Here is a 25,553-nt window from a genome sequence, read left to right as displayed (position 1 = left end):
AGCAATGACCTTTTCCTCCACACCCCAGCCGGCGCCCGTGATGCCCCGGGCCGCCACACCGCTCTTCGGCACCGTGCTCGTCGCCAACCGCGGCGAGATCGCCTGCCGCGTCATCCGCACCCTGCGCGCCCTCGGCATCCGCTCCGTCGCCGTCTATTCCGACGCCGACGCCGGAGCCCGGCACGTGCGGGAGGCCGACGTCGCCGTCCGGATCGGCCCGGCGGCCGCGGCCGAGAGCTACCTCAAAATCGAGGCGATCATCCAGGCCTGCCGCGAGACCGGCGCCGACGCCGTGCACCCCGGCTACGGCTTCCTCAGCGAGAACGTCGACTTCGCCCGCGCCCTGGAAACGGCCGGCATCACGTTCATCGGTCCCGGCGTCGAATCCCTCAATGTCATGGGGGACAAGATCCGCTCCAAGAACCACGTCATCGGCTACGGCGTGCCGGTGGTTCCGGGCATCGCCGAACCCGGGATGACGGACGCGCAGCTGGTCGAGGCCGCGGCCGGCGTTGGCTTCCCGCTGCTGATCAAGCCCTCCGCCGGCGGCGGCGGGAAGGGCATGCACATCGTCGAACGGCCCGAGGACCTCGAGGCGACGCTGGCTACCGCACGCCGGGTCGCGGCCAGCGCCTTCGGCGACGACACGCTGTTCCTGGAACGCCTGGTCCTGACCCCGCGGCACATCGAGGTCCAGGTCCTCGCGGACAACCACGGCAACGTCATCCAACTCGGGGAACGCGAATGCTCGCTGCAGCGCCGCCACCAGAAGGTCATCGAGGAAGCCCCGTCCCCGCTGCTGGAATCACTGCCCGACGGCGCCAGCGTCCGCGCCCGGATCGGCGAGGCCGCGTGCAACGCCGCCCGCAGCGTCAACTACAGCGGCGCCGGAACCGTGGAATTTCTGGTCTCCGACGACGCCCCGGACGAGTTCTTCTTTATGGAGATGAACACCCGTCTGCAGGTCGAGCACCCGGTCACCGAGATGGTCACCGGCGTCGACCTGGTCGAATGGCAGGTACGGATCGCCGCCGGCGAGGAACTGACCGTCCGCCAGGACGACGTCGTCCTCCGCGGCCACTCCGTCGAGGCACGGGTCTACGCCGAAGTCCCGGAACGGAACTTTCTGCCCTCCACCGGACATGTCCTCCTGCTGGATGAACTGCCCGGCCCCGCACCACGGCCCAGCGCCCCGGAAAGGACCGAGGTCGTGGCCGGCCAGGGCCGCGTCCGGGTGGACTCCGCCCTGGTGCAGGGCCTCGAGATCTCGTCGAGCTATGACCCGATGATCTCCAAGGTCATTGCGTGGGGAGAGGACCGCACCGCAGCCCTGGACGCCCTGGACGGAGCGCTCGCCGGGTACACCGCGCTGGGCGTGGACACGAACGTCGAATACCTGCGTCTGCTGATCAACGACGCCGACGTCCGGGCTGGCCGGCTGGACACCGGCCTGATTGAACGCAAGATGCCCGACTTCGGCTTCCGGCGCGTGGACGACTTCGAGCTGGTGGCCGCGGCTGTTTATGCGCTGGCCATGGAAGAGCACAACACCGCCGCCGCTGACGGTCCCTGGCAGCGCCGCGACGGCTGGCGTCTCGGCGCGCAGGCGCCACGCCGGATCAGCCTGGGAACACCCGACGGCGGCGTCGCCTCCGTGTACGTGCACGGCAGCGCAACCTCGGCCGAAGTGACCGTGGCGGTCGGCGGCGGCCCGGAACGCCGGGCGTCCCTGCAGTTCAACAGGCGCAACGACATTGTGCTGACCCTGGACGGTACGGCCCGGGTCTACCGTCTTGCGCCCGTCTACACCGGACCCGTCACACCGAGCTGGGACAACCCGGTGCCCGGCGTGCCCACGGAACTCTTCCTCGGCAACGAGGGCTGGTCCTGCAAGCTCGAAGTGCTCACCCGCGAGACCCGGCTGGCCCGGGTGCTCGCCGCCGTCGAGCGCGAGGAGGGCGCAGCCGACCCGGCGGTGCGCTCGCCGATGCCCGGCACCGTCGTCTCCGTCTCCGTCAGCAACGGCGACACCGTGGAGGCCGGCCAGGTGCTGCTCTCCGTGGAGGCGATGAAGATGGAACACCAGCTGGTGGCGCCGCTGGACGGGACCGTGCACATCAGCATCAGCTCCGGCGACCTCGTGAAGGCGGACCAGGTCCTCGCGACCATCCACCCCGCCGTGCCGGCAGAACAGTCGAAAGCCGAGGACACCATCGAGGAAGCCGTCATCGCCATGGGCGCGGCGGAGTAACACTCAGCAGCTTCAGCACCAGAAGTGGGTTCCGCAGTTCTAAGACAGCAGCACCGACAGCAGAACAGACATCACCACAGACAAAGGAGTCACCATGCCGGATTTTGAACTCAGCGAGGATTACCAGGACCTCAGCAACACCGTCCGCGAATTCGCCGACGAGGTCGTGGCCCCCGTTTCCGCCAAGCACGACGAGGAACACAGCTTCCCCTACGAGGTCGTCTCCCAGATGGCCGACATGGGCCTGTTCGGCCTGCCGTTCCCGGAGGAATTCGGCGGCATGGGCGGAGACTACTTTGCCCTGGCCCTCGCCCTGGAACAGCTTGGCCGGGTGGACCAGTCCGTCGCCATCACCCTGGAGGCCGGCGTCTCGCTCGGCGCAATGCCGATCCACCGCTTCGGCACCACCGCCCAGAAGGAGGAGTGGCTGCCGCTGCTGGCCTCCGGCAAGGCGCTCGCCGGCTTCGGCCTGACCGAACCGGAAGCCGGATCGGACGCAGGCGGCACCAAAACCACTGCCAAGCTGGGCGGCGGTGAGTGGGTCATCAACGGCAACAAGGAGTTCATCACCAACTCCGGCACCGACATCACCCGCCTCGTCACCGTCACCGCGGTCACCGGCCAGGAGGAACGCCCGGACGGCAGCATCAAGAAGGAAATCTCCACCATCCTGGTGCCTACCAATACCCCCGGCTTCAAGGCCGAGAAGGCCTACAACAAGGTCGGCTGGAACGCCTCGGACACCCACCCGCTGACGCTAGACAACGTGCACGTCCCCGAGGCGAACCTGCTTGGTGCCCAGGGCCGCGGCTATGCCAACTTCCTCTCCATCCTCGACGAGGGCCGGATCGCGATCGCGGCGCTGGCCGTCGGCGCGGCCCAGGGCTGCGTGGACCAGTCGGTGAAATACGCCAAGGAGCGCAGCGCGTTCGGGCAGAACATCGGCAAGTACCAGGCCATCGCGTTCAAGATCGCCCGGATGGAAGCCCGGGCCCACACCGCCCGCCTGGCCTACTACGACGCGGCCGCCCGGATGCTCGCCGGAAAGCCGTTCAAGACGCAGGCGGCCATCGCTAAGATGGTCGCAGGCGAGGCAGCCATGGACAACGCGCGGGACGCCACCCAGGTGTTCGGCGGCTATGGCTTCATCAACGAATTCACCGTGGCACGGCACTACCGCGACTCCAAGATCCTTGAAGTCGGCGAGGGCACCACGGAGGTCCAGCTGATGCTGATCGCCCGCGAACTGGGGCTCTAACCGGCCCGCTGGCCGCAACCGTCGAACGAAGGATCAACGATGATTAACAAAGTTGTTGCCAGCGCAGCCGAGGCCGTCGCGGACATCCACGACGGCGCCTCGCTCGCCGTCGGCGGTTTCGGCCTCTGCGGCATTCCGGTCGCCCTGATCGATGCCCTGCACCAGAGCGGCGCCACAAACCTGGAGACTGTCAGCAACAACTGCGGCGTCGACGACTGGGGACTCGGGATCCTGCTCCGGGACGGCCGGATCCGCCGCACGGTCAGCTCATACGTGGGGGAGAACAAGGAATTCGCCCGGCAGTACCTCGCCGGGGAGCTCGAAGTGGTCCTCACCCCGCAGGGCACCCTCGCCGAGAAGCTGCGCGCCGGCGGCGCCGGCATCCCGGCCTTCTACACCCCGGCCGGCGTCGGCACCCAGGTGTCCGACGGCGGCCTGCCGCAGAAGTACGACGCCGACGGCAGCATCGCGATCGCTTCCGCCGCGAAGGAGGTGCGCAGCTTCAACGGCGCCGACTATGTCCTCGAGGAGTCGCTGACCCCTGATTTCGGCCTGATCCACGCCTGGAAGGGCGACCGCCACGGCAACCTCGTTTTCCACGCCACCGCGATGAATTTCAACCCGCTCTGCGCGATGGCGGGAAGGATCACCATCGCCGAGGTCGAGGAACTCGTGGAGCCGGGGGAACTGGACCCCGAACACGTCCACATTCCGGGCATCTTCGTCCAGCGTGTGGTGCTCGTGGCCGACGTCGAGAAGCGGATCGAAAAGCGCACGGTGGCACTCGCCTCAGCGCCCACGCCCGGCACGTCAGCCCCAGCCACAGCAACAGACCAGTCAGGAGCCTAGGCCATGGAATCCAACAGCCTGCAGGGTGCGCCGCCCCGTCCCGAAGCGGTCCGCCACGAATACCGGCCGGCCGCCGTCGAGCACCCTGCCGGGGTTGAGAGCAAAGGTTGGACGCGCAACGAACTGGCCGCACGGGTGGCGAAGGAACTGCGCAACGGGCAGTACGTCAACCTCGGCATCGGCATGCCCACCCTGATCCCCAATTACATTCCCGCCGGCGTCGAGGTGGTGCTGCACTCCGAGAACGGCATCCTCGGCGTCGGGCCGTATCCGGGGGAGGACGGGGTCGATCCGGACCTGATCAACGCGGGGAAGGAAACCGTGACGGTCAACAAGGGCGCGGCATTCTTTGACTCCGCCACCTCCTTTGGCATGATCCGCGGCGGCCACGTCGATGTGGCCGTGCTCGGCGCGATGGAGGTGGCCCGGAACGGTGACCTCGCCAACTGGATGATCCCGGGCAAGATGGTCAAAGGCATGGGCGGCGCCATGGACCTGGTGTTCGGCGCCAAAAAGGTCATCGTCATGATGGAACACGTGGACCGGAACGGCAGGCCGAAAATCGTGGAACAGTGCACCCTGCCCCTGACCGGCAAGGCCTGCGTGGACCGGATCATCACCGACCTTGCGGTCATCGACGTCGTGACCGAAGCCGGACAGTCCCGGCTGGTGCTGCGCGAACTCGCCCCCAACGTGACGGCCGAGGACGTGGCCGCGGCCACCGGCGCCGAACTTTTCGAGGAAGACCAGGAACTGACCGTATGACGGCGAACCCCCAGCACATGGCTGCAGCCCGTGTCATTGAACAGCGCGGACTCTACTTCGACGAACTCGAGGAGGACGTGGTCTACGCGCACCGGCCCGGCCGGACCGTCACCGAGGCGGACAACGTCCTCTTCACCACCATGACCATGAACACCCAGGCGCTGCACCTCGATGCGGCCTGGAGCGCGGAGCAGCCGTTCGGCCAGCGCCTGGTGAACTCCATGTTCACGCTGGCCACGGTGGTGGGGCAGTCCGTGCCGCAGCTGACCCAGGGCACCATCATCGCCCAACTGGGCCTCACCGACGTGTCCTTCCCGCACCCGATGTACCACGGCGACACGCTCTACACGGAGACTGTGGTGACCGGGAAGCGGCTGTCCTCCTCCCGCCCCGGCCAGGGGATAGTCACCATGAAGCACACCGGCCGGAACCAGAACGGCGACGTCGTTGCCCTGGCCACCCGCAGCTGCCTGATGTGGACCCGGGAAGCACACACCGCCGCGCAGCCGGCAAATCAGACCCAGAAAGAACGCGCGCAGAAGGGCAGAATAGAGACATGAGTTTCCTGATGGGCCCCGCCCTGCTGTTTTGCCCCGCTGACCGCCCCGAGCGCTACCAGAAGGCGGCCGAGCGCTCCGACGCCGTGATCGTGGACTTGGAGGACGCCGTCGCCCCGGCGGACAAGCAGCGCGCCCGCGGCGCCATCCTCGCCCAGCTCGGTGCCACCGGGGACGTCCCCGAGCTGGACCCGAGCCGCACCATCATCCGGATCAACCCGGCCGGCACCGAGGAGTTCGAGAAGGACCTGCACTGCCTCAAGCACACGCCGTACCGCCACGTGATGCTCGCCAAGGCCGAAAGCGCCGCCCAGCTCAAGGAGCTTGAGGGCTACAGCGTGATCGCGCTGTGCGAAACGGCGCTGGGGATCGTGAACGCCGCCGCGATCGCGGCCGAACCCAATGTGGTCGGGCTGATGTGGGGCGCCGAGGACCTGATCGCCTCGCTCGGCGGCACCTCCAGCAGGACCGACGACGGCGCCTACCGCGCGGTTGCGCTGCACGCCCGTTCGACGGTGCTGTTGGCCGCCCGTGCCTTGGGCAAGGAGGCCGTCGACTCGGTGTACGTCAATATCCCCGATCTGGAGGGTCTCGGCGTCGAATCCCGCGACGCCGTCGCCTCGGGCTTCAATTCCAAGGCCTGCATCCACCCGAACCAGGTGTCCGTGGTCCGCGGGGCCTACGCGCCGTCCGAGTCCGAGGTCGCGGCAGCCACCCAGCTGCTGGCCGCCGCCGCCGCGGCAGGCTCGGGTGTGTTCCAGTACCAGGGCAAGATGATCGACGGCCCCATCCTCAAGCACGCCGAATCCACGCTCCGCCGCGCGGTGCACTAGGACAAAGGGGCGGAACCAGCCGCTTGCAGCAAAGCCGCAGGCCGGGAGTCGTTGGACTCCCGGCCTGCGGCTTCTTGTTGTTGCCTGCTGTTGTGGTTTTCCGGCCCCCGCCTGCTTCGCGGCGCTTAGGGCTGCTGGCCTGCCTTAACGGCAAGCACGGGGCAGTCCGCCTCAAGGAGGATGTGCTGGGCGGTGCTCCCCATAATCAGTTTCCCTACGGGCGTGCGCCTCCGCAGGCCTATGACGATCAGGTCCGCGCGGTGCCGTTCGGCTGCCTGCAGGACCTCGTTGGCTGCGTCGTTTCCACGAACCGGTTGCTGGACGAGGTGCTCGATGCCTTCCTTCTTGAGACGCTCTTCGATGCCCGAAATTTCCTCGTCCACGGCATAGCGCTTGTCCACGAGGGCGTCGCCCCGTGAGGAATTAATCACCACCAGAAGCTTCGCGTTCTTGCGTGCCTCAGTAATGGCTGCTTCCAGTGCCGCCGTCCCTTCCGGAGAGGGAAGGTAGCCAACGATAATGCTCATGGGTGCTCCTGTCGTCTTGCGGGTGTCTTCTGGCTGGTGTCCGCCCCGCGGTCATCCAGGGCTCGGGTGTCCGCGCTTTCAGCGTCTGTTCTGTCAGCGTCCGTCTCCCTCATGGTGTGCATGCCGGCAAACGCCGGCACCGCCTGCGGGCGGGCCTTGCGCCAGAGACGCATCAGCAGCGGCCAGAGCAGGATGATGGTCACAATGAAGTAGATCCCGACGGCGATCGGTTCGCTCCACAGCCCGGCCGGGTTGCCGGCGCTGAGCTGGAGGGTCTTGCGCAGCTGCCCTTCGAGACGCGGCCCCAGGATCACACCCAGGACCAGCGGCAGCACGGGGAGCCCGAAGCGCCTCATCATGAAGCCCAGCGCCCCAAGCACCAGCAGAAGAACCAGGTCGAACGCCTGCAGGTTGACCGAATAGGCGCCCAGCGTGGCGAAGAACAGGATTCCGGCGTAGAGGTAGGGCCGCGGGAGCTGCAGGAGCTTCGCCCACACCGGTGCCAGTGGAAGGTTGATGATCAGGAGCAGCAGGTTGCCAATGAAGAGGCTGGCAATCAGCGCCCAGACCAGCGGTCCTTCGGTTGCGAACAGCTGCGGTCCGGGCTGGATGCCGTAGGACGTGAACGCTGCCAGCATGACGGCGGCCGTGGCGTTCGTGGGAAGGCCCAGCGCCAGCATGGGAGTCAGCGTGCCCGCCGCCGCGGCGTTGTTGGCGGCCTCCGGTCCGGCAACGCCCTCAATGGCGCCATGGCCGAATTCCTCGGGATGCTTGGAGAGTCTCTTTTCCGTGACATAGGACAGGAACGTGGGGATCTCCGCGCCGCCGGCGGGAAGGGCCCCGAACGGGAAACCGAATGCTGTTCCGCGGAGCCAGGGTTTCCAGGACCGCTTCCAGTCCTGTTTCCCCATCCACGGGCGGCCCACCGGAATGATGTGCAGGGGAGTGCGACGCAGGTGCGCGGCAACCCACAGTGCCTCGCCGACGGCGAAGATGGCCACGGCCACAACAACGATGTCCAGGCCGTCGGCCAGCAGCGGTGCGCCGAAGGTGAGGCGCTGCTGGCCGGTAACGGAGTCCATGCCAACGAGTCCGATCCCAAGGCCGAGGCCAAGGGATGCGAACCCGCGCAGCCGGGAGGAACCCAGCACCGCAGTCACAGCCAGCAGGGCGAGCACCATGATCGCGAAGTAGCTAGGGGAGCCCAGGCTGACGGCGAACTGGACAACGATCGGCGCGCAGACCGCGAGCAGCGTTGTACCGATGGTGCCTGCAATGAATGAACCGATGGCGGCGGTGGCCAAAGCCTGCGCCGCCCTCCCGGCTTTCGCCATCTTGTTGCCTTCGATGGCCGTGACCACCGAAGAGGACTCGCCAGGGGTGTTGAGCAGGATGGAGGTGGTGGAGCCGCCGTACATGCCGCCGTAGTAGATGCCGGCGAACATGATGAAGGCGCTGGTGGGCTCCAGGGCGTAGGTGACCGGGAGCAGCAGGGCCACGGTCATTGCCGGGCCGAGGCCCGGGAGGACGCCCACAGCCGTGCCGAGGACCACGCCGATGACGGCGTAGAGGAGATTCATGGGGGTCAGGGCGGTGGCGAATCCGTCCATGAGGGAGGCGAAGACATCCATTAGAGAACTCCTTCCAGCAAGCCTGCGGGTAGTGCGATGCCCAGGCCCAAGAAGAAGCCGTAAAAGGTCAGTATGGACAGGGCCAGGGAAATGAGGCCGTCACGGACGTAGTGCCGTCCGCCGAGGGCCCATACACTGCCCCAGAACAGCACGGTTCCGGAAATCACCCAACCGGCCCAGTCGATGAGCAGGATGTTGGCGATGAAGGCGCCCACCAGCGGCAGTACCGTCTTCCAGTCCGTGGGGTGCGTCAGGTCAACGTCCTCGCCGCCTTCCGCCTCGCCCTTGCCACCGCGGAGTACGTTTACTGCAAGCAGCACGGCGCAGACGATGAGCAGGCCGGCCACGATGAAGGGGACTGTCTTGGGACCCACCGGGTCTGACCGGGAATAAGGTGTCGCCAGGCCGTTGGCGTCGAGGAAGACCACGACCCCGGCCGCCCCGAGCAGGAGGGCTACCCCCAGCTCGGAGCGGCCTTTGAGCCGAGAGCCCATTAGTGGAGAAGAGCTCACGCCAAGCCGAGCTTCGTGAGGACGTCCGCCACGCGCTTGTCCTGCTCCGTCAGGAAGGTCTTGAATTCGTCACCGGTGACAAAGGCGTCGCTCCAACTGTGCGTCTTCAGCGTCTCCTTCCAGGCCGCGGTGCCGTGCATCTTCTCGAGGGCTGCAATGAGGTTTGCCTTGTCGGCGTCGCTGATTCCCGGAGGGGCGACGACGCCGCGCCAGTTCGTGAACACCAGATCGATGTTGGATTCCTTGAGGGTGGGGGCGTCAACGCCGTCCAGCCGCTCTGCTCCACTGGTCGCCAATACGCGGACCTCGCCCGATTCAATCTGCTTGAGGTACTCACCGGCACCCGAGGCCGCAAAGCCGAGCTTGTTGCCGAGGATGGCCGGGAGCAGGTCGCCGCCGCCGTCGTAAGAGACAAAGTTGACCTTGGTGGCGTCGATTCCCACTGCTCCGGCGAGCTGCATCGGCAGCAGGTGGTCAGGGCCGCCTGGCGAGGACCCGCCTCCGACGGCGATTGAACCCGGATCGGCCTTCCAAGCCGTCACGAGGTCGTCGATGGTCTTGAAGGGCGAATCCTTGCCGACCATGATGGCGCCGGGCTCTTCAATGAGCTTGGCCAGCGGTGTGGTGTCCGTCAGCTTGGAGGTGGACTTGTTGGTGTAGCTGGCGCCCACCACGCCCAGACCCATCAGCATAGTGAGGTCGCCGTTGCCCTTTTCGTTGACCACGCGGGCGAGTCCAACGGTTCCGCCGGCGCCCGCGAGGTTGAAGACTTCGGTGTTGGTGGCGATCTTCTCGTCTTCGAGGACCTTCGCGGCAGCACGTGCGGTCGTGTCGTAGCCGCCCCCGGCCGTATTCGGGACCAGGATCTGCAGCCCGGTGACGGGACCGGCGGCAGCGCTGGAGTTTCCGCTCGTTGTGCTTTTAGCGGTTGCACCGCAACCGGTGGCCATCAGGGCGATGCCGGCAGCGACGGCGGCAATTCGCAATGCGCGGTTCTGGCGCATGGTGTTCCTCTTCTCGATAAAACTGATCAGCAAAACTGACTGGTGCTTTGATGCTAGGCGGCGAAGTGACGGGCATCACTCTTGTGTAAGCAGAGAAAGTTAAGTTCATTTCGTTCACGTTTCCGGCCGCTGACCATGCCGGAACCTGCGCCGGAAGCGGTAGCCGTGGTGGGGTATAGTTCACCCCACCGCGAGGGATTGGGACCTTTGCGGACGCACCTCAGCTTCCGCCTCAAGGAAGCAAGCTTAACCATCACCAAGAATTAGGAAAGACGGCACGTGACTCGACGAAGAGGAATGTCCCTCGCCGGGCAATATCTGGTCCTGCAGTTGCTGATTGTCCTGGCCGTCCTCGTCGGCGTCGTCGCCATCTCCCTGGCCCAGTCGGCCGCCGCGTTCGAACGGATCGAGGGGCGCCGGGCACTGTCCGCGGCTGAAGCGCTGGGCAGCAATCCAACCGTCCGCGCGATGCTTCCCTCGGCCGAACCGCGCGGCAGTGCGGCATTGCCCGCCGTCGCCGAGTCGGTCCGCACCGTCTCCGGGTCCGCGCAAGTGGCCCTCGCCCGGCTCGACCGCACCGTGGTGGCGTCGTCGGACCCCGGGCTGTTGGGCGGACCGCTGGAACTGGGCGCGAGCCGGGTGATGGAGGGCCGGGCCTGGACAGGAGTGGTGGGCGGCACGGCGACTCCCGTGCTTTCGGCCCACGTACCTGTCCTTGACGACTCCGGGACAATGATCGGTATTGCATCCATCAGCCGGAACTATCCGTCCACGTGGGAGCGGCTGGGGGATGCCGTCCCGAACCTGTTGACCTATTTGGGAGTGGCCAGCGTCCTGGGGGTTGCGGGCTCCCTGTTGCTGTCGCGCAGGGTCAAGCGGCAGACCCTCGGCATGGAGCCAAGCGAAATCTCGGGCCTGGTGGAGAACCGCGAGGCGATGCTGCATGGACTCAAGGAAGGAGTCGTGGCGCTGGACCTCCACGGACGGATTACCGTGGCAAACGACAGCGCCCGGGCGCTGTTGGGCCTGCCCGCGGACTGTGTGGGCAAGGATCTGACCGGGCTGCCCGTTGAACCGGCGCTCAAGGAAGTCCTGACCGGGGAACAGCCCGGGCAGGACCAGATGGTGCTGGTAGGGGAGCGACTGGTGGTGTTGAACCGGGTACCCATCCGTTCCAAGGGCCGGGTGATGGGTTCCGTCGCCACCCTGCGTGACCGGACTGAGCTGTCATCCCTGGAGCGCGAATTGGGTGCAACGCGCACAGCAACGGACACGCTCAGGGCGCAGGCCCACGAGTTCGCCAACCAGCTGCACGTCATTTCGGGCTTGATCCAGATTGGCGAATACGACTCCGTGGTGCAGTTCGTCAACGGCGTCACGGTGGACCGGACGAGGCTCAATGACGACGTGACCAGCCGCATCCAGGACCCGGCGCTCGCCGCCCTCCTGATCGCCAAATCAAGCCTTGCAGCGGAGCGGGGAGTGCCGTTGCAGCTGGACCCCGCTTCGTCACTGTCGCCGGTGGGAGACGAACTATCCCTGGATCTGACCACCGTCGTAGGAAACCTCGTGGACAACGCGCTCGACGCCGTCACGGGAGCTGCAGATGCCTCTGTCCGGGTCCTCGTGGAGGACCGTCACGACGAAGTTGTCATCACCGTCCGGGACACCGGCCCGGGCATCGACAGCGCAGCGGCCGATAAGATCTTCCGGCAGGGGTTCAGCACCAAGCAACCCGGGCCGGCTGGGGGACGGGGCTTTGGCCTGGCCCTCTCGCGGGTGGTCTGTCGGCGGACCGGCGGCGCGCTAGAAGTGGCGAACGACGGCGGGGCCGTCTTTACCGCGCGGTTGAAGAGGATGCCGCTGGAACGGGCCCCGGCGGCACAGGCACAGGCCACGGCTAAGGTGACCCAGCTATGATCACTGTTCTGATCGTCGACGATGACTTCATGGTGGCAAAAGTCCATGCCGGCTTCATCCAGCGCACCCCCGGCTTCGCCGTCGTCGGGGTTGCACACACGGGAGCCCAGGCCATGGCGGAAACCGCCCGTTTGCAGCCTGACTTGGTCCTTCTGGACATTCATCTGCCCGACATCAACGGCCTGGATCTCATGGCCAGGCTGCGGGAAACTGCGCCGGATCTGGACGTTCTTGTGATCAGCGCGGCCCGCGAGGTCGAGACCGTGCGCCGGGCCCTGCGCGGCGGAATTGTCCATTACCTGATCAAGCCGTTTTCGCAGTCGGACCTGCAGGAGCGGCTGGAGCATTATCGCAGTGCTTACCAGGGCCTGGACCTGTCCAAGGACGTTGCCGAGCAAGCGGACGTAAACCGGGTCTTTGGGCTGGAACGGACCGAGAGTGCGGAACGGACGGAGGTCCGCCTTCCCAAGGGGTGCAGCGCCGAGACGCTCCGCAGGGTGGTTGATGTGCTGCAGTCCGCCGAGGCGGATCTGTCAGCGGCCGAAGTAGCGGACCTGCTGGGCACGTCCCGGGTCAGCGCTCGCCGCTACCTCGAATACCTCCACGATGAGGCGAGGGTTGAGGTGCGCCTCAAATACGGTGCGGGCCGTCCCGAGCGCCGCTATGAGCTCAAGCCCTTGTGACATCGGCGGGGCATCAGTGCACCATCAGGCCTCCGGCGGCAGGGATAACGGCGGAATGGACTCGTGCAGTGGGATCCGGATCCAGCGCTGGCCCGTGGCACGGAATTCCTGCCGGGTGGCGAAGCGGTAGAGGTAGCTGCGGGCCCGCACCCAGCGGGGCCGGACGCCGTCGAACGGGTCATGCCGCAACAGGCGCAGGGTGGCGCGGTCGGCCTCCAGCAGCTTGGCCAGGAAAGCGTAGAACCATTGCTCGTGCACGGTGCGCAGCGGCAGGAACCACATCAGCCAGTCCAGGCGCAGGTGGTACGGCGCCCACTGCCGTGGGATCCGGTGGACCTCGCCGGGCTTGCCGCGGAAGCCGTATTCGCGCCAGTCGGCAGTGTCGTCGGGCTCCGCATCCAGGGTCCCTTCCACCACGATTTCGATCCGCTGCTTCGTGACCGTGCCGAACGCCCCGTAAGTGTTCCCCAGCTGCCAGCGGTTGAAGCTGGCGTTCATGAGCTGATAGTGGGAGAACAGGTTCTCGACCGGGCGGTAGCTGAGCACCACGAGCAGCACGGTGGCGAGCAGTACCACCACGAGCCACGCCACTGGCGCCTGGCTGCCCGTCGCCGCGGCTCCTGCGGCACCGGCACCCGTGCCGATGCCTGCGGCGGCGGGGTGCCAGTCCAGCGGAATGGCCGGGAGAACGGCATGGGCCACCGGGTCACTGACAGCCGCGAAGGCGAGCAGGATCGCCATCCAGTTCAGCCAGGCGAAGTTCCCTGTTGCTACCAGCCAGAGCTGCGTGAAGATAACGATCCCCGCGGCCGCGCTGGCCAGCGGCTGCGGGGCGAAAAGGAAGAACGGAACCACCAGCTGGGCGAAATGGTTGCCCAGCACTTCCACCCGGTGCCACGCCTTGGGCAGCAGATGTGCCTGCCGGCTGAGCGGGCCGGGCATCGGCTGGGTCTCGTGGTGGTAGTACAGGGCTGTCAGGTCACGCCACTCCCGGCCGCCGCGGATCTTGATCATGCCGGCGCCAAACTCCAGGCGGAACACCAGCCAGGCCAGCAGGATCAGGATGGTCCGCGGCGGGGGAGTCTGGTCGGAACCGAGGAAGGCCACAATGAAGCCGGCCTCGAGCAACAGCATCTCCCAGCCGAAGCCGTAGAAGGTTTGCCCGACATTGACGATCGACATGTACAGCAGCCAGAGCGCCAGGAACGCCAGCAGGGGAACCCACGGCGGGCCAAGCTGCGGAAGGCCGACGACGATGGCCGCCGCAATCCCCATCCCGGCCCAACAGACGGTCCGCAGCAACCGGTCCGAGTAGCGCCAGCTGAAAAGCGTGGGCTTGCGCCGCCGGCCGGAGCGCGCCAGGAAATCCGGCACCGGCAACAGCCCGCGCTCGCCGAGCAGGGCCGGGAACTGGTTCAGCGATGAGAGGAAGGCCACGAAGTAGATCGTGGCGATGCCGCGCTGCAGCACCTGCCGGGCGAACTCGTACTCCGGCGCGTCAAACCAGGCCGTCCACTCCACGATCCCCACGTTACGCCTGCGGTCGGCGGCGTCAATCAGCGGCGGCCCGCCCCGCCATTGAGCCGCGGCACTGGCCACGTTGCTGAGGTGATGAAGGACCGGGAGCGGAACCATGCGAGCGCCGTCGCAGAACTTGGTTCTTGGGCTTGGCAACGACCGCGTCGTCCACCACCCAGAGCCGATGGATGCGCAGTCCTCGCGTTGCTTGAGCCGGGGCGGCGCGGCGCGGCGCATTCCACCCATGATGGCGTGGTCAGGGCGGCTGTCCGGGGCTAGTTTGAGGCCGCAGTTAGGGGACTTTCCGGCCAATTGACGGCGTGTCCGCGGCCAAAGTGCCCCCGGAGGGTTGGGTGTCACTGGTTGGCGGCGGCTGGGGCGGCCATCGCAGTGTCTGGCCGGGGTGCGTTCCACCCGTGATGGCTGGGTCATGGCGGCCGCGCGGGGCTACTTTGAGGCCGCAGTAGGGGACTTTCCGGCCAATTGACGGCGTGTCCGCGGCCAAAGCGCCCCCGGACCGCTGTGCGGCCGCACTGCCGAGGCCGTCTTCAGCACCATGCCGCGCCGGCGCGCTGAACTAAGCCGGCCGGGGCAGAGCCATGAAATCGCTTGGCTCCAGGACGCAGCTGGTGTCCAGACTTCCGCGCAGGGGGAACCACCCCGGCCCGTTGCCAAAGTTGAATACGCGGACCAGATGGTAAACGTCGGCGCGGTCCCTGGACACCTTCAGTTCATTGCGGCTGACGAAGAAGGGCGTTTCGGCCCGCGACCTCGTCGTCTTCACTTCGATCAGCCGCTCCTCGCCGGTCTCCTCGAAGGACAAGATATCGAAGCCGTGCCCGTCACCATCCGTCAGGCTGACGTGATCAATCCGCGCCGCGAGCTTGGCCTTGCCCGCTTTCACGAGACGCCGGTACTCCAGGTCGGCCACGGCGAGTTCGCCGGCCAGACCCAGGGCACGGTTTCGAGCCTCAATCGCGGCGTAGTCAGGGCGGCCCACTCTGGCTTGGGAGGCTCCGGAATGCTCGGGGAAAATGATGGTCGGAGTGCCGGCGCTGGTGAAATCCAGAACCCCATCAACTGCCCGATCGGGGGCCCGCAGCGCCTCGGCCAGGATCAGCTCAACGAGCGAAGGGCTGGAGGACAACTGACGCTGCACTTCCGGGACCAGCGACTTCTGGTAGTTGTGTGCGGGCTGGTAGCCCCGGATAGGTCGGAGTCCCAGTTTCATCAGCACGGCCGAGATGTTCTGGTGTTTGAACTCAATGGCCGACTCGGACCGTTTGGAGAGCTGCGGCAGGAGTGATTTCCTGAACTGGCTCTTCACGTATGGCTGGCCGGAGACCTCGCGCCGCAGCATCTCCAGGTAGCTCGCCACCGTGGCCGCGACTTCGGAGTTCGACCACGCCGTCTGTTTTTCGGCCACAGCCGCCCCCCAAGTTCTCAATTGCCCGCTTTCGGCCCAGGCTACAACACCAGACTGTGTCTGCCCGCCGTCTGGCCGACGTCTGGCGCCGTCTGCCGGCCGCGCGCCGTCGCGCGGCGCAGAGCACGGAACGCGGTGCGGGATACTGGAATCATGCAGCCGCGCAAGATCGTCCTCCTCGGGTCCACCGGTTCCATTGGCACGCAGGCGATTAACGTCGTCGACGGCGCCCCGCACCTTTTCGAGGTCGTGGCGCTCAGCGCGGGCGGCGGCAACCTCGAACTCCTGGCCCGGCAGGCCGTCCACACCCGCGCCCAGGCCATTGGCGCCGCGTCCGGCGACCCAAAAGCCCTTCAAGCGCTGGTCGACGACGCCGCCAGCGCGGCCGGCGTCACGGGCTACCGTCCCGAGATCTTCACCGGACCGGACGCCTCCACCCGGATCGCGGAGATCGAGGCCGATGTGGTCCTCAACGGCATCACCGGGTCCATCGGCCTGGCGCCCACCCTGGCCGCGCTCAAATCCGGCGCAACCCTGGCCCTGGCCAATAAGGAGTCCCTGATTGTCGGCGGCGCCCTGGTCAAGGCCGCGGCCCGCGAAGGGCAGATTGTCCCGGTCGACTCCGAACACTCCGCCATCGCCCAGTGCCTGCGCTCCGGCACCGCGGCGGAGGTGGACCGGCTGATCCTTACGGCGTCTGGCGGACCCTTCCGCGGCATGACCCGTGAGGAGCTGCACGACGTATCCCCGCAGGACGCCCTGGCCCACCCCACCTGGGACATGGGCCTCATGGTCACCACGAACTCCGCCAGCCTGGTCAACAAGGGGCTGGAGGTCATCGAGGCCCACCTGCTCTTCGACATCCCGCTGGAGAGGATCGACGTCGTGGTCCACCCGCAGTCCGTCGTCCACTCGATGGTCCAGTTCATCGACGGCTCCACGATCGCCCAGGCCTCCCCGCCGGACATGCGCCTGCCCATCGCCCTGGGACTGGGGTGGCCGGACCGCGTGGCCCAGGCGGCCAGGCCCTGCGACTGGAGCAAAGCCACCAGCTGGACCTTCGAGCCGCTGGACACCGCGGCGTTCCCCGCCGTCGGGCTGGCGAAGGATTCCGCAAAGCAGGGGAGCACCTACCCGGCGGTGTTCAATGCCGCGAACGAGGAGGCAGTGATCGCGTTCCACGCCGGCCGGATCCGGTTCACCGACATCGTCGATACCATCGAAGCAGTCCTCAGCGAACACACAGGATCCTCCCGGCTGACGGTGGAGTCCGTGCTGGATGCTGAAAGGTGGGCACGCGCCCGCACCCACGAACGTTTAGCCGTCAGAAGCGTCTAGGAAGCAGCAGATCAAAGCATGAGTCCCGTCCTCCTCTTTATCCTCGGTGTCGTCTTTGTGGCGATCGGCATCGCCGTGTCCATTGCCCTCCACGAGGTGGGCCACCTGCTGCCGGCCAAGCTGTTCAAGGTCCGCGTCACCAAATACATGATCGGCTTCGGGCCCACTCTCTGGTCCCGCAAAAAGGGTGAGACCGAATACGGCTTCAAGGCCATCCCGCTGGGCGGCTTCGTCTCCATGATCGGAATGTATCCGCCGAACAAGGAGGACGGCACCGTACGGACCTCCAGCACCGGCATGTTCCAGTCCCTGGCCTCGGACGCCCGCTCCATGGCGCACGAGGAGGTCGGCCCCGCCGACGCGAACCGGGTCTTCTACAAGCTGCCGGTCTGGAAGAAGATCATCATCATGCTCGGCGGCCCGGCCATGAACATGCTGATCGGACTCGCGCTGACGGCCGTGCTGCTGATGGGCTTCGGCATCGCCACCCAGACCACCACCATCGCCGACGTCTCCAAATGCCAGGTCAAGGCCGGCGAAACCGTGGACCCGGAATCCGCCGACTGCAGGCTCACCCCCGCCGCCGCCGCCGGACTGCTGCCCAACGACGTCATCACCTCCTTCGACGGAAAGGCCGTGACCAACTGGGATGAACTCACCGGCTGGATCCGCGCCTCCGCGGACCGGCAGGTCAGCATCACCGTGGAGCGCGACGGCGTCCCGGTCACCACCACCGTCACACCCGTCCTCTCCGCGCGCCCGGTCGTGGGCGACGACGGCCGCCAGGCCAAGAGCGCCGACGGCACCCTGCAGTACCAGGACGTCGGTTTCCTGGGCATCGGTGCGCAGACCGCGCTGGTTCCGCAGCCGGCGTCGACCGTTCTGCCGATGGCAGGCGAAAACATCAAGCAGATCGCCGGCGTCGTCGTCAACCTGCCGGCCCGCGTGGCCGGCGTGGCGCAGGCAGCATTCAGCGAGGAACCCCGCGACCCCAACGGGCCGATCAGCGTAGTCGGCGTGGGGCGGGTGGCCGGCGAGGTCGCCGCGATGGAGGAAGTGCCGATGCAGTCCCGGGTGGCGACCCTGGTGGGGCTGCTGGGCGGACTCAACTTTGCCCTGGCCGTCTTCAACCTCATTCCGCTGTTGCCGCTCGACGGCGGCCATGTGGCCGGCGCGCTGTATGAAGGGGCCCGCCGCAGGATCGCCAAGCTGTTCGGCCGCCCGGACCCCGGCGCGTTCGACATCGCCAAGCTGCTTCCGGTGACCTACGTGGTGGCGGTGCTGCTGATGGGCATGGGCGCCCTGCTGATCTACGCGGACATCGTCAAGCCGGTCAACCTCTTCGGCTGACGCCGAGGCGGCCCGGCCTGCTGTGTCCCGCAGCGTGGGCCGGGCCAGGGGGAGCTGTCAACCGCGGTGACAGTATTCCCGGGTTGCGATTTTCCAGGGGGTGCCCGGGCGGGGCGGCCCGGGTGGCATCGGCCCTGCCGTCCGGGGGCACTTTGCGGCCGCCCGGGGCCGGAATGGACGACCGCGGCGGCGTGTTCGTGCCAAAGTGCCCCTGCACGGCTGCGGATCCGTCGGACCTGCCTGCCCCGGCAGTGTGGGCTGGCAGGTTGGGCCCCTGTCCTCGGCATTAACCGTATGAGGCTGTATATGAATCATCAGCCGATTATGGCTTATTTGTGGTAATCAGTTGAAAATGATTGATTATGGCGGATCAGTCCTTGTAGGGTTGGGGCTATGTACGTGATGACCATCGACCAGCGCGGCAGCAGCGCCGACGTCGACCGTGTTCCGGGCTTACTCGCGGAACTGGCAGCGCTGTCCACCGCAGGGCGCTTCGAGCGGTCCGTGGGCGATGAAGTCCAGGGGGTCGTCGAGCGCCCGGACGAGGTCGTGGACATCGCCCTGCACGCCCTGCGCAGCGGCCGCTGGTACGTGGGCATCGGGGTCGGGGCCGTGGACCTCCCGCTGCCTGCCAGCCCGCGCGAAGGATCCGGGCCGGCCTTCGTGGCGGCCCGCGCAGCCGTCGAGAGGGCAAAATCCGGGTCCGCCCATGTGCCGGTTGCCGTCGTCTCGGGAGGCCTGCGCCGGGGCGAGGCCGCGCCCTCTCCCGCGGGCTCTGCCGGCGCCCGCGCCTGCGCCAACGCCGAGGCGGTGCTGCGGCTGATCGGACGGCTGGTCCAGGAGCGGACGGCCGCCCAGTGGAAGGTCGTTGATGTGCTGCGCCCGTTGCAGCACGGGCACTCCGGCACCCACGGCACGCAGAAAGTCGCCGCGCAAAAACTGGGAATCACCGAACAGTCGGTGAGCCGTGCGCTGCTGCGCTCCGCCTGGCAGGAAGAATGGGCCGCTAGACCCGCGGCGGAAATGCTGCTGGACTTCGCCCATGGAATTATCACGGGCAACCACGACGCCGGCGGGCCCACGGACGGGGCCCGGAACCCGGCTCCGACGCAGCGCCCGACCCGCCCCGCGGACAGTACAGAAGGAGACCGGTGAACGCCCTCTGGATCACCCTGGCCCTGCTCACCGCAGGCTTCGCCGGCTGGCCGGTGACGGCCCTGGTCTTCCGGCTCGCCCGGACCATCGACGACCGGCAGGACGCCAATGCCGGCGCCGACCCGGCGAATGACCCCTCGGCTGATGCCACCGTGGATCCCCCGGCCACAATTGAAACCACCCCTGGCTCGCCCGCCACCCCCGGTTCGCCCGCCACCGCCGGTACGACCGGCGCCAGCGGCACGGCAGGCGACGCAGCCCCGGCCGCGGGATCTGCGGCAGGCTCCACCCCGGGCTCCGCCGCCGCCGCGGTCAGCAGCGTCCGGATCCTGCGCGGCGGCGCCATCATCGGTGTGCTGGAGCGCTTGGCGGTCTGCCTCGCGATTCTCGCCGGCGAACCCGTCGCGATCGCCTACGTCGTCGCGATCAAGGGCCTGGGCCGCTTTGCCGAACTAAAGGAGACTCCGGTCGCCGCGGAGCGGTTCATCATCGGCACCCTCACCTCCCTGCTGTGGGCGGCCGGCGTCGCCGTCCTGGCCAAAGTGCTCGTCCTCGGCTGAGACCACCCGCACACCCGGATGGGTCACCGGCCCGCGGGGCGATAGTGTATCCGTATGACTGTTTTTGCTGTTGAGTACGTATACGACGCCGAATCCTCCGAAGCCCGCGACGCCGCACGCCCCGCGCACCGCGCCTGGACGGCAGGACTTGCCGAGGAGGGAACGCTGCTCGCCAGCGGCCCCTACGGTGACGGCGCCGGCGCCCTGCTGATCTTCAAGGCCGCCGACGAGCAGGCCCTGAACGAGGTCCTCAAGCAGGACCCCTTCGCCGCGGCCAGTGCCATCTCCGGCACCCGCACGACGGCCTGGGCGCCCCTGACCGGCCTCCTGGCCGGCCACGCAGCCTAACCGTCCCGCCCGACCTACTTCGATCCAAGGAGTCCATGTGACCTCGGTCAGCCTGGGAATGCCGTCAGCACCGCCACCCGTCCTCGCGCCGCGCCGCAAGACCCGCCAGATCAAGGTGGGCTCGGTCGGCGTCGGCTCCGATTCACCCATCAGCGTGCAGTCGATGACCACGACGCCCACCACGGACATCAACGCCACGCTGCAGCAGATCGCCGAGCTCACCGCCTCCGGCTGTGACATAGTGCGCGTCGCCTGCCCGTCCGCGGACGACGCCGAGGCCCTGCCGATCATCGCCCGGAAGTCCCAGATCCCGGTGATCGCGGACATCCACTTCCAGCCGAAGTATGTCTTCGCCGCGATCGAGGCCGGCTGCGCCGCGGTGCGGGTGAACCCCGGCAACATCCGTAAGTTCGATGACCAGGTCAAGGAAATCGCCCGCGCGGCGAAGGACCACGGCACCTCGATCCGGATCGGCATCAACGCCGGATCGCTGGAACCCGGAATCCTGAAGAAGTACGGCAAGGCCACCCCGGAAGCCCTCGTGGAGTCCGCCGTCTGGGAAGCCTCGCTGTTCGAGGAGCACGGCTTCAACGACTTCAAGATTTCGGTCAAGCACAACGACCCCGTCGTCATGGTCGCCGCCTACGAAATGCTCGCCGAACAGGGCGACTGGCCGCTGCACCTCGGCGTCACCGAGGCCGGCCCGGCCTTCCAGGGCACCATCAAGTCGGCCACGGCCTTCGGCGCCCTGCTGTCCCGCGGCATCGGTGACACCATCCGCGTGTCGCTCTCCGCCCCGCCGGTGGAGGAAATCAAGGTCGGCAACCAGATCCTGCAGTCGCTGAACCTGCGCCCGCGCAAACTCGAGATCGTTTCCTGCCCGTCCTGTGGCCGCGCCCAGGTGGACGTGTACACGCTGGCCGAGCAGGTCACGGCAGGGCTGGAAGGCATGGAGATCCCGCTGCGCGTGGCCGTGATGGGCTGCGTCGTCAACGGCCCGGGCGAAGCCCGCGAAGCCGACCTCGGTGTCGCCTCGGGCAACGGCAAGGGCCAGATCTTTGTGCGGGGTGAAGTCATCAAGACTGTCCCCGAGGACCAGATTGTTGAGACACTGATCGAAGAAGCCATGCGTATCGCCGAAGAGATGGGGGAGGCCGATGGCGAAGATGCTGTCAAGGGTAGCCCCGTGGTTAGCGTCTCGTAAGGACGGCGCCGCTCCCGGCGTCGTAGTCCGGGCCCTTGCGGGGTCGGACACATCCCAGCTGATTGACCTGGCCCGGCAGGACGCCGTCGCCAATGTCTTCATCCTGTCGCACCTGGCAACCGCGGGTTCGGCGGCTCCCACCACCGGCGGCGCCAGCATCTTCGGCGTGTTCGACGGCGGCACCCTGCTCGGTGCCTGCTGGGCCGGCGCCAACCTGGTGCCGGTGCAGCTGGCCCCGGAGCTTGCCGGCCTGGTCGCGGCGGCTGCGCACCGCTCGGGGCGCCGGTATGCCTCGATTTTCGGCCCGGCCGACACGGTCCTGGCCCTGTACGCCGGGCTGGAGCAGTACGGCCAGACCGCCCACGAGATCCGCGGGGACCAGCCGCTGATGACGATTTCCGGGCCGCCTGCGGTCCCCGCGAATCAAGAGCTGGGCTTTGGCCAGCTGGCGGACTTCGAGCGGATCCTGCCCGCGTGCGCGGCGATGTTCGAGGAGGAAGTGGGCTATTCACCCTTCCTCGGCGGCCGGGAGTACTACAGCCGCCGGGTCAGGGGCCTGATCCGCGCGGGACATTCCATGGTCCACCTGAACCCCGGCGGCGAAGTGGTCTTCAAGGCCGAGCTCGGCGCGGTCACCCCGGAGGTGACCCAGGTCCAGGGTGTCTGGATGAACCCGGACTACCGGGGCCAGGGCCTCAGCGCCGGCTACATGGCCGCCGTCGTCGGCCTGGCCCAAACCCTGGCCCCGGTCACCAGCCTGTACGTCAACAACTTCAACACCCGCGCCAGGGCCACTTACGAGCGGGTGGGCTTCCGTCAGGTCGGCACGTTCGCGACAGTTCTTTTTTAACTCCAGCCATCTTCTGCACCAGCAGTTTCACCTGTTGCACGACGAAATATGTGGGTGGACGCTCTTGTTTTAGTGCCGTGGGTCACATAGGTTCGAACTAACCGTGTCGCTTGGGCACGTGTTTCCACGGGAGCAACAGCCGGGGATGCAGAAGCCCTTGGGGGCAACAAACGGAACTCACTTCCAAGATATTGGTGGTGCTGGGGCCGCAGAGCCACGCCATGACAGGATGACCAGCCGGCAACGGCCAGGGGCTTCCGTCAGTTATGGCGTGGCTCTTCCGCGTCCGGGCTGGCGGTAGATTAGTACCTAGACGCGTGCGCCGGTTCTCCGGTTCCACAGTTTTGCCCGCAACTTCCCAGAAACGGATAGATACCCAGTGGTCCTTCGACTTTCCAAGCTGTTCCTGCGCACCCTGCGTGAAGATCCTGCCGACGCCGAAGTGGCCAGCCACCGGCTCCTGGTCCGCGCCGGATACATCCGCCGGGCCGCCCCGGGCATCTACACCTGGCTCCCGCTGGGGCTCAGCGTGCTGCGGAAAGTCGAGACCGTCATCCGCGAAGAGATGTCTGCCATCGGCGCCCAGGAAGTGCACTTCCCGGCCCTGCTGCCCAAGGAACCCTACGAGGTCACCAACCGCTGGACCGAGTACGGCGACGGGATCTTCCGGCTCAAGGACCGCAAGGGCAACGACTACCTGCTGGCGCCCACCCACGAGGAAATGTTCACCCTCCTGGTCAAGGACATGTACTCCTCGTACAAGGACCTGCCGCTGAGCATCTACCAGATCCAGAACAAGTACCGCGACGAGGCACGCCCCCGGGCAGGCCTGCTGCGCGGCCGCGAATTCATCATGAAGGACTCCTACTCCTTCGACGTCGACGACGCCGGCCTGGACGCCAGCTACGCGGCGCACCGCGGCGCCTACCTGAAAATCTTCGAACGCCTCGGCCTCGAGGTCATCCCGGTTGCGGCCACCGCCGGCGCCATGGGCGGCTCCAAGAGCGAGGAATTCCTGCACCCCACCGAGATCGGCGAGGACACCTTCGTCCGTTCAGCCGGCGGCTACGCGGCCAACGTCGAGGCCGTCACCACGGTGGCCCCCGCGGACATCGACTTCAGCAACGCCCCGGCCGCCGAAGTCCGCGACACCCCGGACACCCCGACCATCGACACCCTCGTGGACGCCGCCAACGTGCTCGTTCCGCGCAGCGAGGCCGACGGCGGCGCCTGGACTGCCGCCGACACGCTCAAGAACGTCGTCCTCGCCGTCACCCTGCCGACCGGCGAACGCCAGTTCGTCGTCATCGGCGTTCCGGGCGACCGCGGCGTCGACCTCAAACGGGTGGAAGCGAACATCGGATCCTTCCTGCCGATCGCCGGCGAGATCACCCTCGAGGCCGCCAACGAGGAGGACCTCAAGAAGCAGCCCCTCATCGTCAAGGGCTACCTCGGCCCCGGCCTGTCCCTGGACGCGCCGCTGCTGGGCACCGAGGGCGCCGCCAAGATCCTCTACCTCGTGGACCCGCGCGTCGTCAGCGGCTCCGCCTGGGTCACCGGCGCCAACGAGGCCGGCAAGCACGTCTTCGGACTGGTCGCCGGACGCGACTTCGGCTGGGACGGCGTCATCGAGTGCACCGAGGTGCGCGCCGGCGACGAGGCCCCGGACGGCTCCGGCCCGCTGGAAACCGCCCGCGGCATTGAGATGGGCCACATCTTCCAGCTCGGGCGCAAGTACGCCGAGGCCCTGGAACTCAAGGTCCTGGACCAGAACGGCAAGCAGGTCGTCGTCACGATGGGTTCCTACGGCGTCGGTGTCACCCGCGCCGTCGCGGCCCTCGCCGAATCCAACCACGACGACAAGGGCCTCGTCTGGCCGCGCGCCGTCGCTCCGGCCGATGTCCATGTGGTGGCCGTTGGCCGCGGCGAGGAGATCTTCGCCGCCGCGGAGAAGCTGGCCCTGGACCTGGAAGCCGCCGGCCTGGACGTCATTTACGACGACCGGCCCAAGGTCTCCCCGGGCGTGAAGTTCGGCGACGCCGAACTCGTCGGTGTGCCGACCATCCTCGCCGTCGGGCGCGGCCTGGTCGACGGGGTCGTCGAGATCAAGGACCGCCGCAGCGGCATCGCCGAGAACATCGCCGTTGAGAAGGCTGTCGACTACGTGGTCGACGCCGTCCGCAGTCACTAGCGCGCTGCCCCTTCAGGCGTGCTTTCCGGACTCGAGTCGATAGAGCTCAGCACCCTCATCCTGATTGTGGTCGCTGGCTTCGCCGCGGGCTGGGTTGACGCTGTCGTCGGGGGCGGGGGACTGATCCAGCTCCCGGCGATGCTGCTGGTGCCGGGCATCAGCCCGGTGCAGGCACTGGCGACCAACAAAATGGGGTCGATCTTCGGCACAACGACCAGTGCTGTCACGTACTACCGTCGCGTGCGGCCGGATCTGCGCACCGCGCTGCCGATGGCCGTGATCGCCCTGGCCGGCAGTTTCGGCGGGGCGGTGCTCGCGGCGAACCTTCCGGCGAGTGTGTTCAAACCCATCATCGTGGTCGCGCTCATCGCCGTCGCGCTGTTCACCGCCTTCCGGCCGAACGTCGGGGAGCTGACGAAGCTGCGGCATAACGGCCACCGGCACTATGTGCTGGCGTGCCTGATCGGTGGGGTGATCGGCTTCTATGACGGCCTGATCGGCCCGGGCACCGGGTCCTTCCTGATCATCGCGCTCGTCTCGGCGATGGGGTACGCGTTCCTCGAAGCGAGCGCCAAGGCCAAGATCGTGAACATGGCCACCAACGCCGGCGCCCTGCTCTTTTTTGTGCCGCACGGCGCCGTGCTGTGGGGACTCGGGCTGGTCCTGGGGATGGCGAACATGGCCGGCGGCTATCTCGGCGCCCGGACGGCCGTCAAGCAGGGGAACAAGTTCATCCGGATCGTGTTCCTCACCGTAGTGGGGGCGCTGATTATCAAACTCGGCTCGGACATCTGGCAGGACTCCTTCTAGTGCCCTTGCGGGC

23 protein-coding genes are annotated in these 25,553 nt (G+C 67.2%); 17 read left to right on the top strand and 6 right to left on the bottom strand.

Features of this window, described 5'->3' with window-relative positions:
* Positions 1–4: 4 nt before the first annotated feature.
* From AC50X9_RS03515 to AC50X9_RS03490, 6 genes are all read left to right on the top strand, one after another.
* Entirely contained in the window at positions 5–2,251 is a 2,247-nt protein-coding gene (locus AC50X9_RS03515; RefSeq protein ID WP_494890288.1) for an acetyl/propionyl/methylcrotonyl-CoA carboxylase subunit alpha, read from the top strand.
* A 94-nt stretch (positions 2,252–2,345) separates the two neighbouring features.
* On the top strand, positions 2,346–3,509 hold the full coding sequence (locus AC50X9_RS03510; RefSeq protein ID WP_494890286.1) for an acyl-CoA dehydrogenase family protein: 1,164 nt from the start codon (positions 2,346–2,348) through the stop codon (positions 3,507–3,509).
* A 39-nt stretch (positions 3,510–3,548) separates the two neighbouring features.
* Positions 3,549–4,358, top strand: coding sequence for a CoA transferase subunit A (locus AC50X9_RS03505; RefSeq protein WP_494890284.1), 810 nt, complete (start codon positions 3,549–3,551; stop codon positions 4,356–4,358).
* A 3-nt stretch (positions 4,359–4,361) separates the two neighbouring features.
* On the top strand, positions 4,362–5,123 hold the full coding sequence (locus AC50X9_RS03500; protein WP_494890282.1) for a CoA transferase subunit B: 762 nt from the start codon (positions 4,362–4,364) through the stop codon (positions 5,121–5,123).
* Complete coding sequence (locus AC50X9_RS03495) at positions 5,120–5,683, top strand: MaoC family dehydratase (RefSeq protein ID WP_494890280.1); 564 nt, start codon at positions 5,120–5,122, stop codon at positions 5,681–5,683. The genes AC50X9_RS03500 and AC50X9_RS03495 overlap by 4 nt, the downstream gene beginning before the upstream one ends.
* The gene (locus tag AC50X9_RS03490; protein WP_494890278.1) at positions 5,680–6,513 is read left to right on the top strand and encodes an HpcH/HpaI aldolase/citrate lyase family protein; all 834 of its coding nucleotides are present in this window, start codon (positions 5,680–5,682) and stop codon (positions 6,511–6,513) included. Before AC50X9_RS03495 ends, AC50X9_RS03490 begins: the two co-directional genes overlap by 4 nt.
* Before the next feature lie 125 nt (positions 6,514–6,638).
* Here AC50X9_RS03490 and AC50X9_RS03485 read toward each other — a convergent pair whose 3' ends face one another.
* From AC50X9_RS03485 to AC50X9_RS03470, 4 genes are read right to left on the bottom strand one after another with little or no spacing between them, the layout of a single operon-like run.
* Entirely contained in the window at positions 6,639–7,040 is a 402-nt protein-coding gene (locus AC50X9_RS03485) for a universal stress protein (protein ID WP_494890276.1), read from the bottom strand.
* Complete coding sequence (locus tag AC50X9_RS03480; protein ID WP_494890274.1) at positions 7,037–8,671, bottom strand: tripartite tricarboxylate transporter permease; 1,635 nt, start codon at positions 8,669–8,671, stop codon at positions 7,037–7,039. The genes AC50X9_RS03485 and AC50X9_RS03480 overlap by 4 nt, the downstream gene beginning before the upstream one ends.
* Entirely contained in the window at positions 8,671–9,165 is a 495-nt protein-coding gene (locus AC50X9_RS03475) for a tripartite tricarboxylate transporter TctB family protein (RefSeq protein ID WP_494890272.1), read from the bottom strand. Before AC50X9_RS03475 ends, AC50X9_RS03480 begins: the two co-directional genes overlap by 1 nt.
* 14 nt (positions 9,166–9,179) lie before the next feature.
* Positions 9,180–10,187 (bottom strand): Bug family tripartite tricarboxylate transporter substrate binding protein, encoded by a 1,008-nt coding sequence (locus tag AC50X9_RS03470; protein ID WP_494890270.1) that lies wholly within the window; start codon positions 10,185–10,187, stop codon positions 9,180–9,182.
* 297 nt (positions 10,188–10,484) lie between these two features.
* On the opposite strand from AC50X9_RS03470, the gene AC50X9_RS03465 reads away from it, so the two are divergent.
* Positions 10,485–12,107: a sensor histidine kinase gene (locus tag AC50X9_RS03465; protein WP_494890725.1), complete on the top strand. Its 1,623-nt coding sequence runs from the start codon at positions 10,485–10,487 to the stop codon at positions 12,105–12,107.
* Positions 12,104–12,790 (top strand): response regulator, encoded by a 687-nt coding sequence (locus AC50X9_RS03460; protein ID WP_494890268.1) that lies wholly within the window; start codon positions 12,104–12,106, stop codon positions 12,788–12,790. The genes AC50X9_RS03465 and AC50X9_RS03460 overlap by 4 nt, the downstream gene beginning before the upstream one ends.
* Positions 12,791–12,814: 24 nt before the next feature.
* Here the strand turns inward: AC50X9_RS03460 and AC50X9_RS03455 are convergent, their stop codons facing one another.
* A complete protein-coding gene (locus AC50X9_RS03455) occupies positions 12,815–14,311 on the bottom strand; it encodes a lipase maturation factor family protein (protein WP_494890723.1) in 1,497 nt (498 codons plus the stop codon).
* A 574-nt stretch (positions 14,312–14,885) separates the two neighbouring features.
* Positions 14,886–15,734 (bottom strand): protein NO VEIN domain-containing protein, encoded by an 849-nt coding sequence (locus AC50X9_RS03450; RefSeq protein WP_494890266.1) that lies wholly within the window; start codon positions 15,732–15,734, stop codon positions 14,886–14,888.
* Positions 15,735–15,887: 153 nt separating this feature from the next.
* Between AC50X9_RS03450 and dxr the strand changes: the two genes are divergently transcribed.
* The 9 genes from dxr (at position 15,888) to AC50X9_RS03405 (ending at position 25,540) form a co-directional block, all read left to right on the top strand.
* Positions 15,888–17,072, top strand: a complete 1,185-nt coding sequence (dxr, locus tag AC50X9_RS03445; protein WP_494890264.1) for a 1-deoxy-D-xylulose-5-phosphate reductoisomerase — start codon at positions 15,888–15,890, stop codon at positions 17,070–17,072.
* Positions 17,073–17,090: 18 nt separating this feature from the next.
* Positions 17,091–18,422: a M50 family metallopeptidase gene (locus tag AC50X9_RS03440; protein ID WP_494890262.1), complete on the top strand. Its 1,332-nt coding sequence runs from the start codon at positions 17,091–17,093 to the stop codon at positions 18,420–18,422.
* Positions 18,423–18,815: 393 nt separating this feature from the next.
* The gene (locus tag AC50X9_RS03435; protein WP_494890260.1) at positions 18,816–19,577 is read left to right on the top strand and encodes a MarR family transcriptional regulator; all 762 of its coding nucleotides are present in this window, start codon (positions 18,816–18,818) and stop codon (positions 19,575–19,577) included.
* Complete coding sequence (locus AC50X9_RS03430; RefSeq protein ID WP_494890258.1) at positions 19,574–20,137, top strand: hypothetical protein; 564 nt, start codon at positions 19,574–19,576, stop codon at positions 20,135–20,137. Before AC50X9_RS03435 ends, AC50X9_RS03430 begins: the two co-directional genes overlap by 4 nt.
* A 54-nt stretch (positions 20,138–20,191) precedes the next feature.
* Positions 20,192–20,485 (top strand): YciI family protein, encoded by a 294-nt coding sequence (locus AC50X9_RS03425; protein WP_494890256.1) that lies wholly within the window; start codon positions 20,192–20,194, stop codon positions 20,483–20,485.
* A 37-nt stretch (positions 20,486–20,522) separates the two neighbouring features.
* A complete protein-coding gene (ispG, locus tag AC50X9_RS03420; RefSeq protein WP_494890254.1) occupies positions 20,523–21,689 on the top strand; it encodes a flavodoxin-dependent (E)-4-hydroxy-3-methylbut-2-enyl-diphosphate synthase in 1,167 nt (388 codons plus the stop codon).
* On the top strand, positions 21,652–22,539 hold the full coding sequence (locus tag AC50X9_RS03415) for a GNAT family N-acetyltransferase (protein ID WP_494890721.1): 888 nt from the start codon (positions 21,652–21,654) through the stop codon (positions 22,537–22,539). Before ispG ends, AC50X9_RS03415 begins: the two co-directional genes overlap by 38 nt.
* A 379-nt stretch (positions 22,540–22,918) precedes the next feature.
* A complete protein-coding gene (locus AC50X9_RS03410; RefSeq protein WP_494890252.1) occupies positions 22,919–24,730 on the top strand; it encodes a proline--tRNA ligase in 1,812 nt (603 codons plus the stop codon).
* 18 nt (positions 24,731–24,748) lie between these two features.
* Entirely contained in the window at positions 24,749–25,540 is a 792-nt protein-coding gene (locus tag AC50X9_RS03405; protein ID WP_494890250.1) for a sulfite exporter TauE/SafE family protein, read from the top strand.
* Positions 25,541–25,553: the final 13 nt, after the last annotated feature.

This window comes from Pseudarthrobacter sp. HLT1-3, from assembly GCF_059383535.1.
The sequence above is the reverse complement of the archived record's forward strand: the minus strand, read 5'-3'. Positions and strand labels throughout refer to the sequence as shown.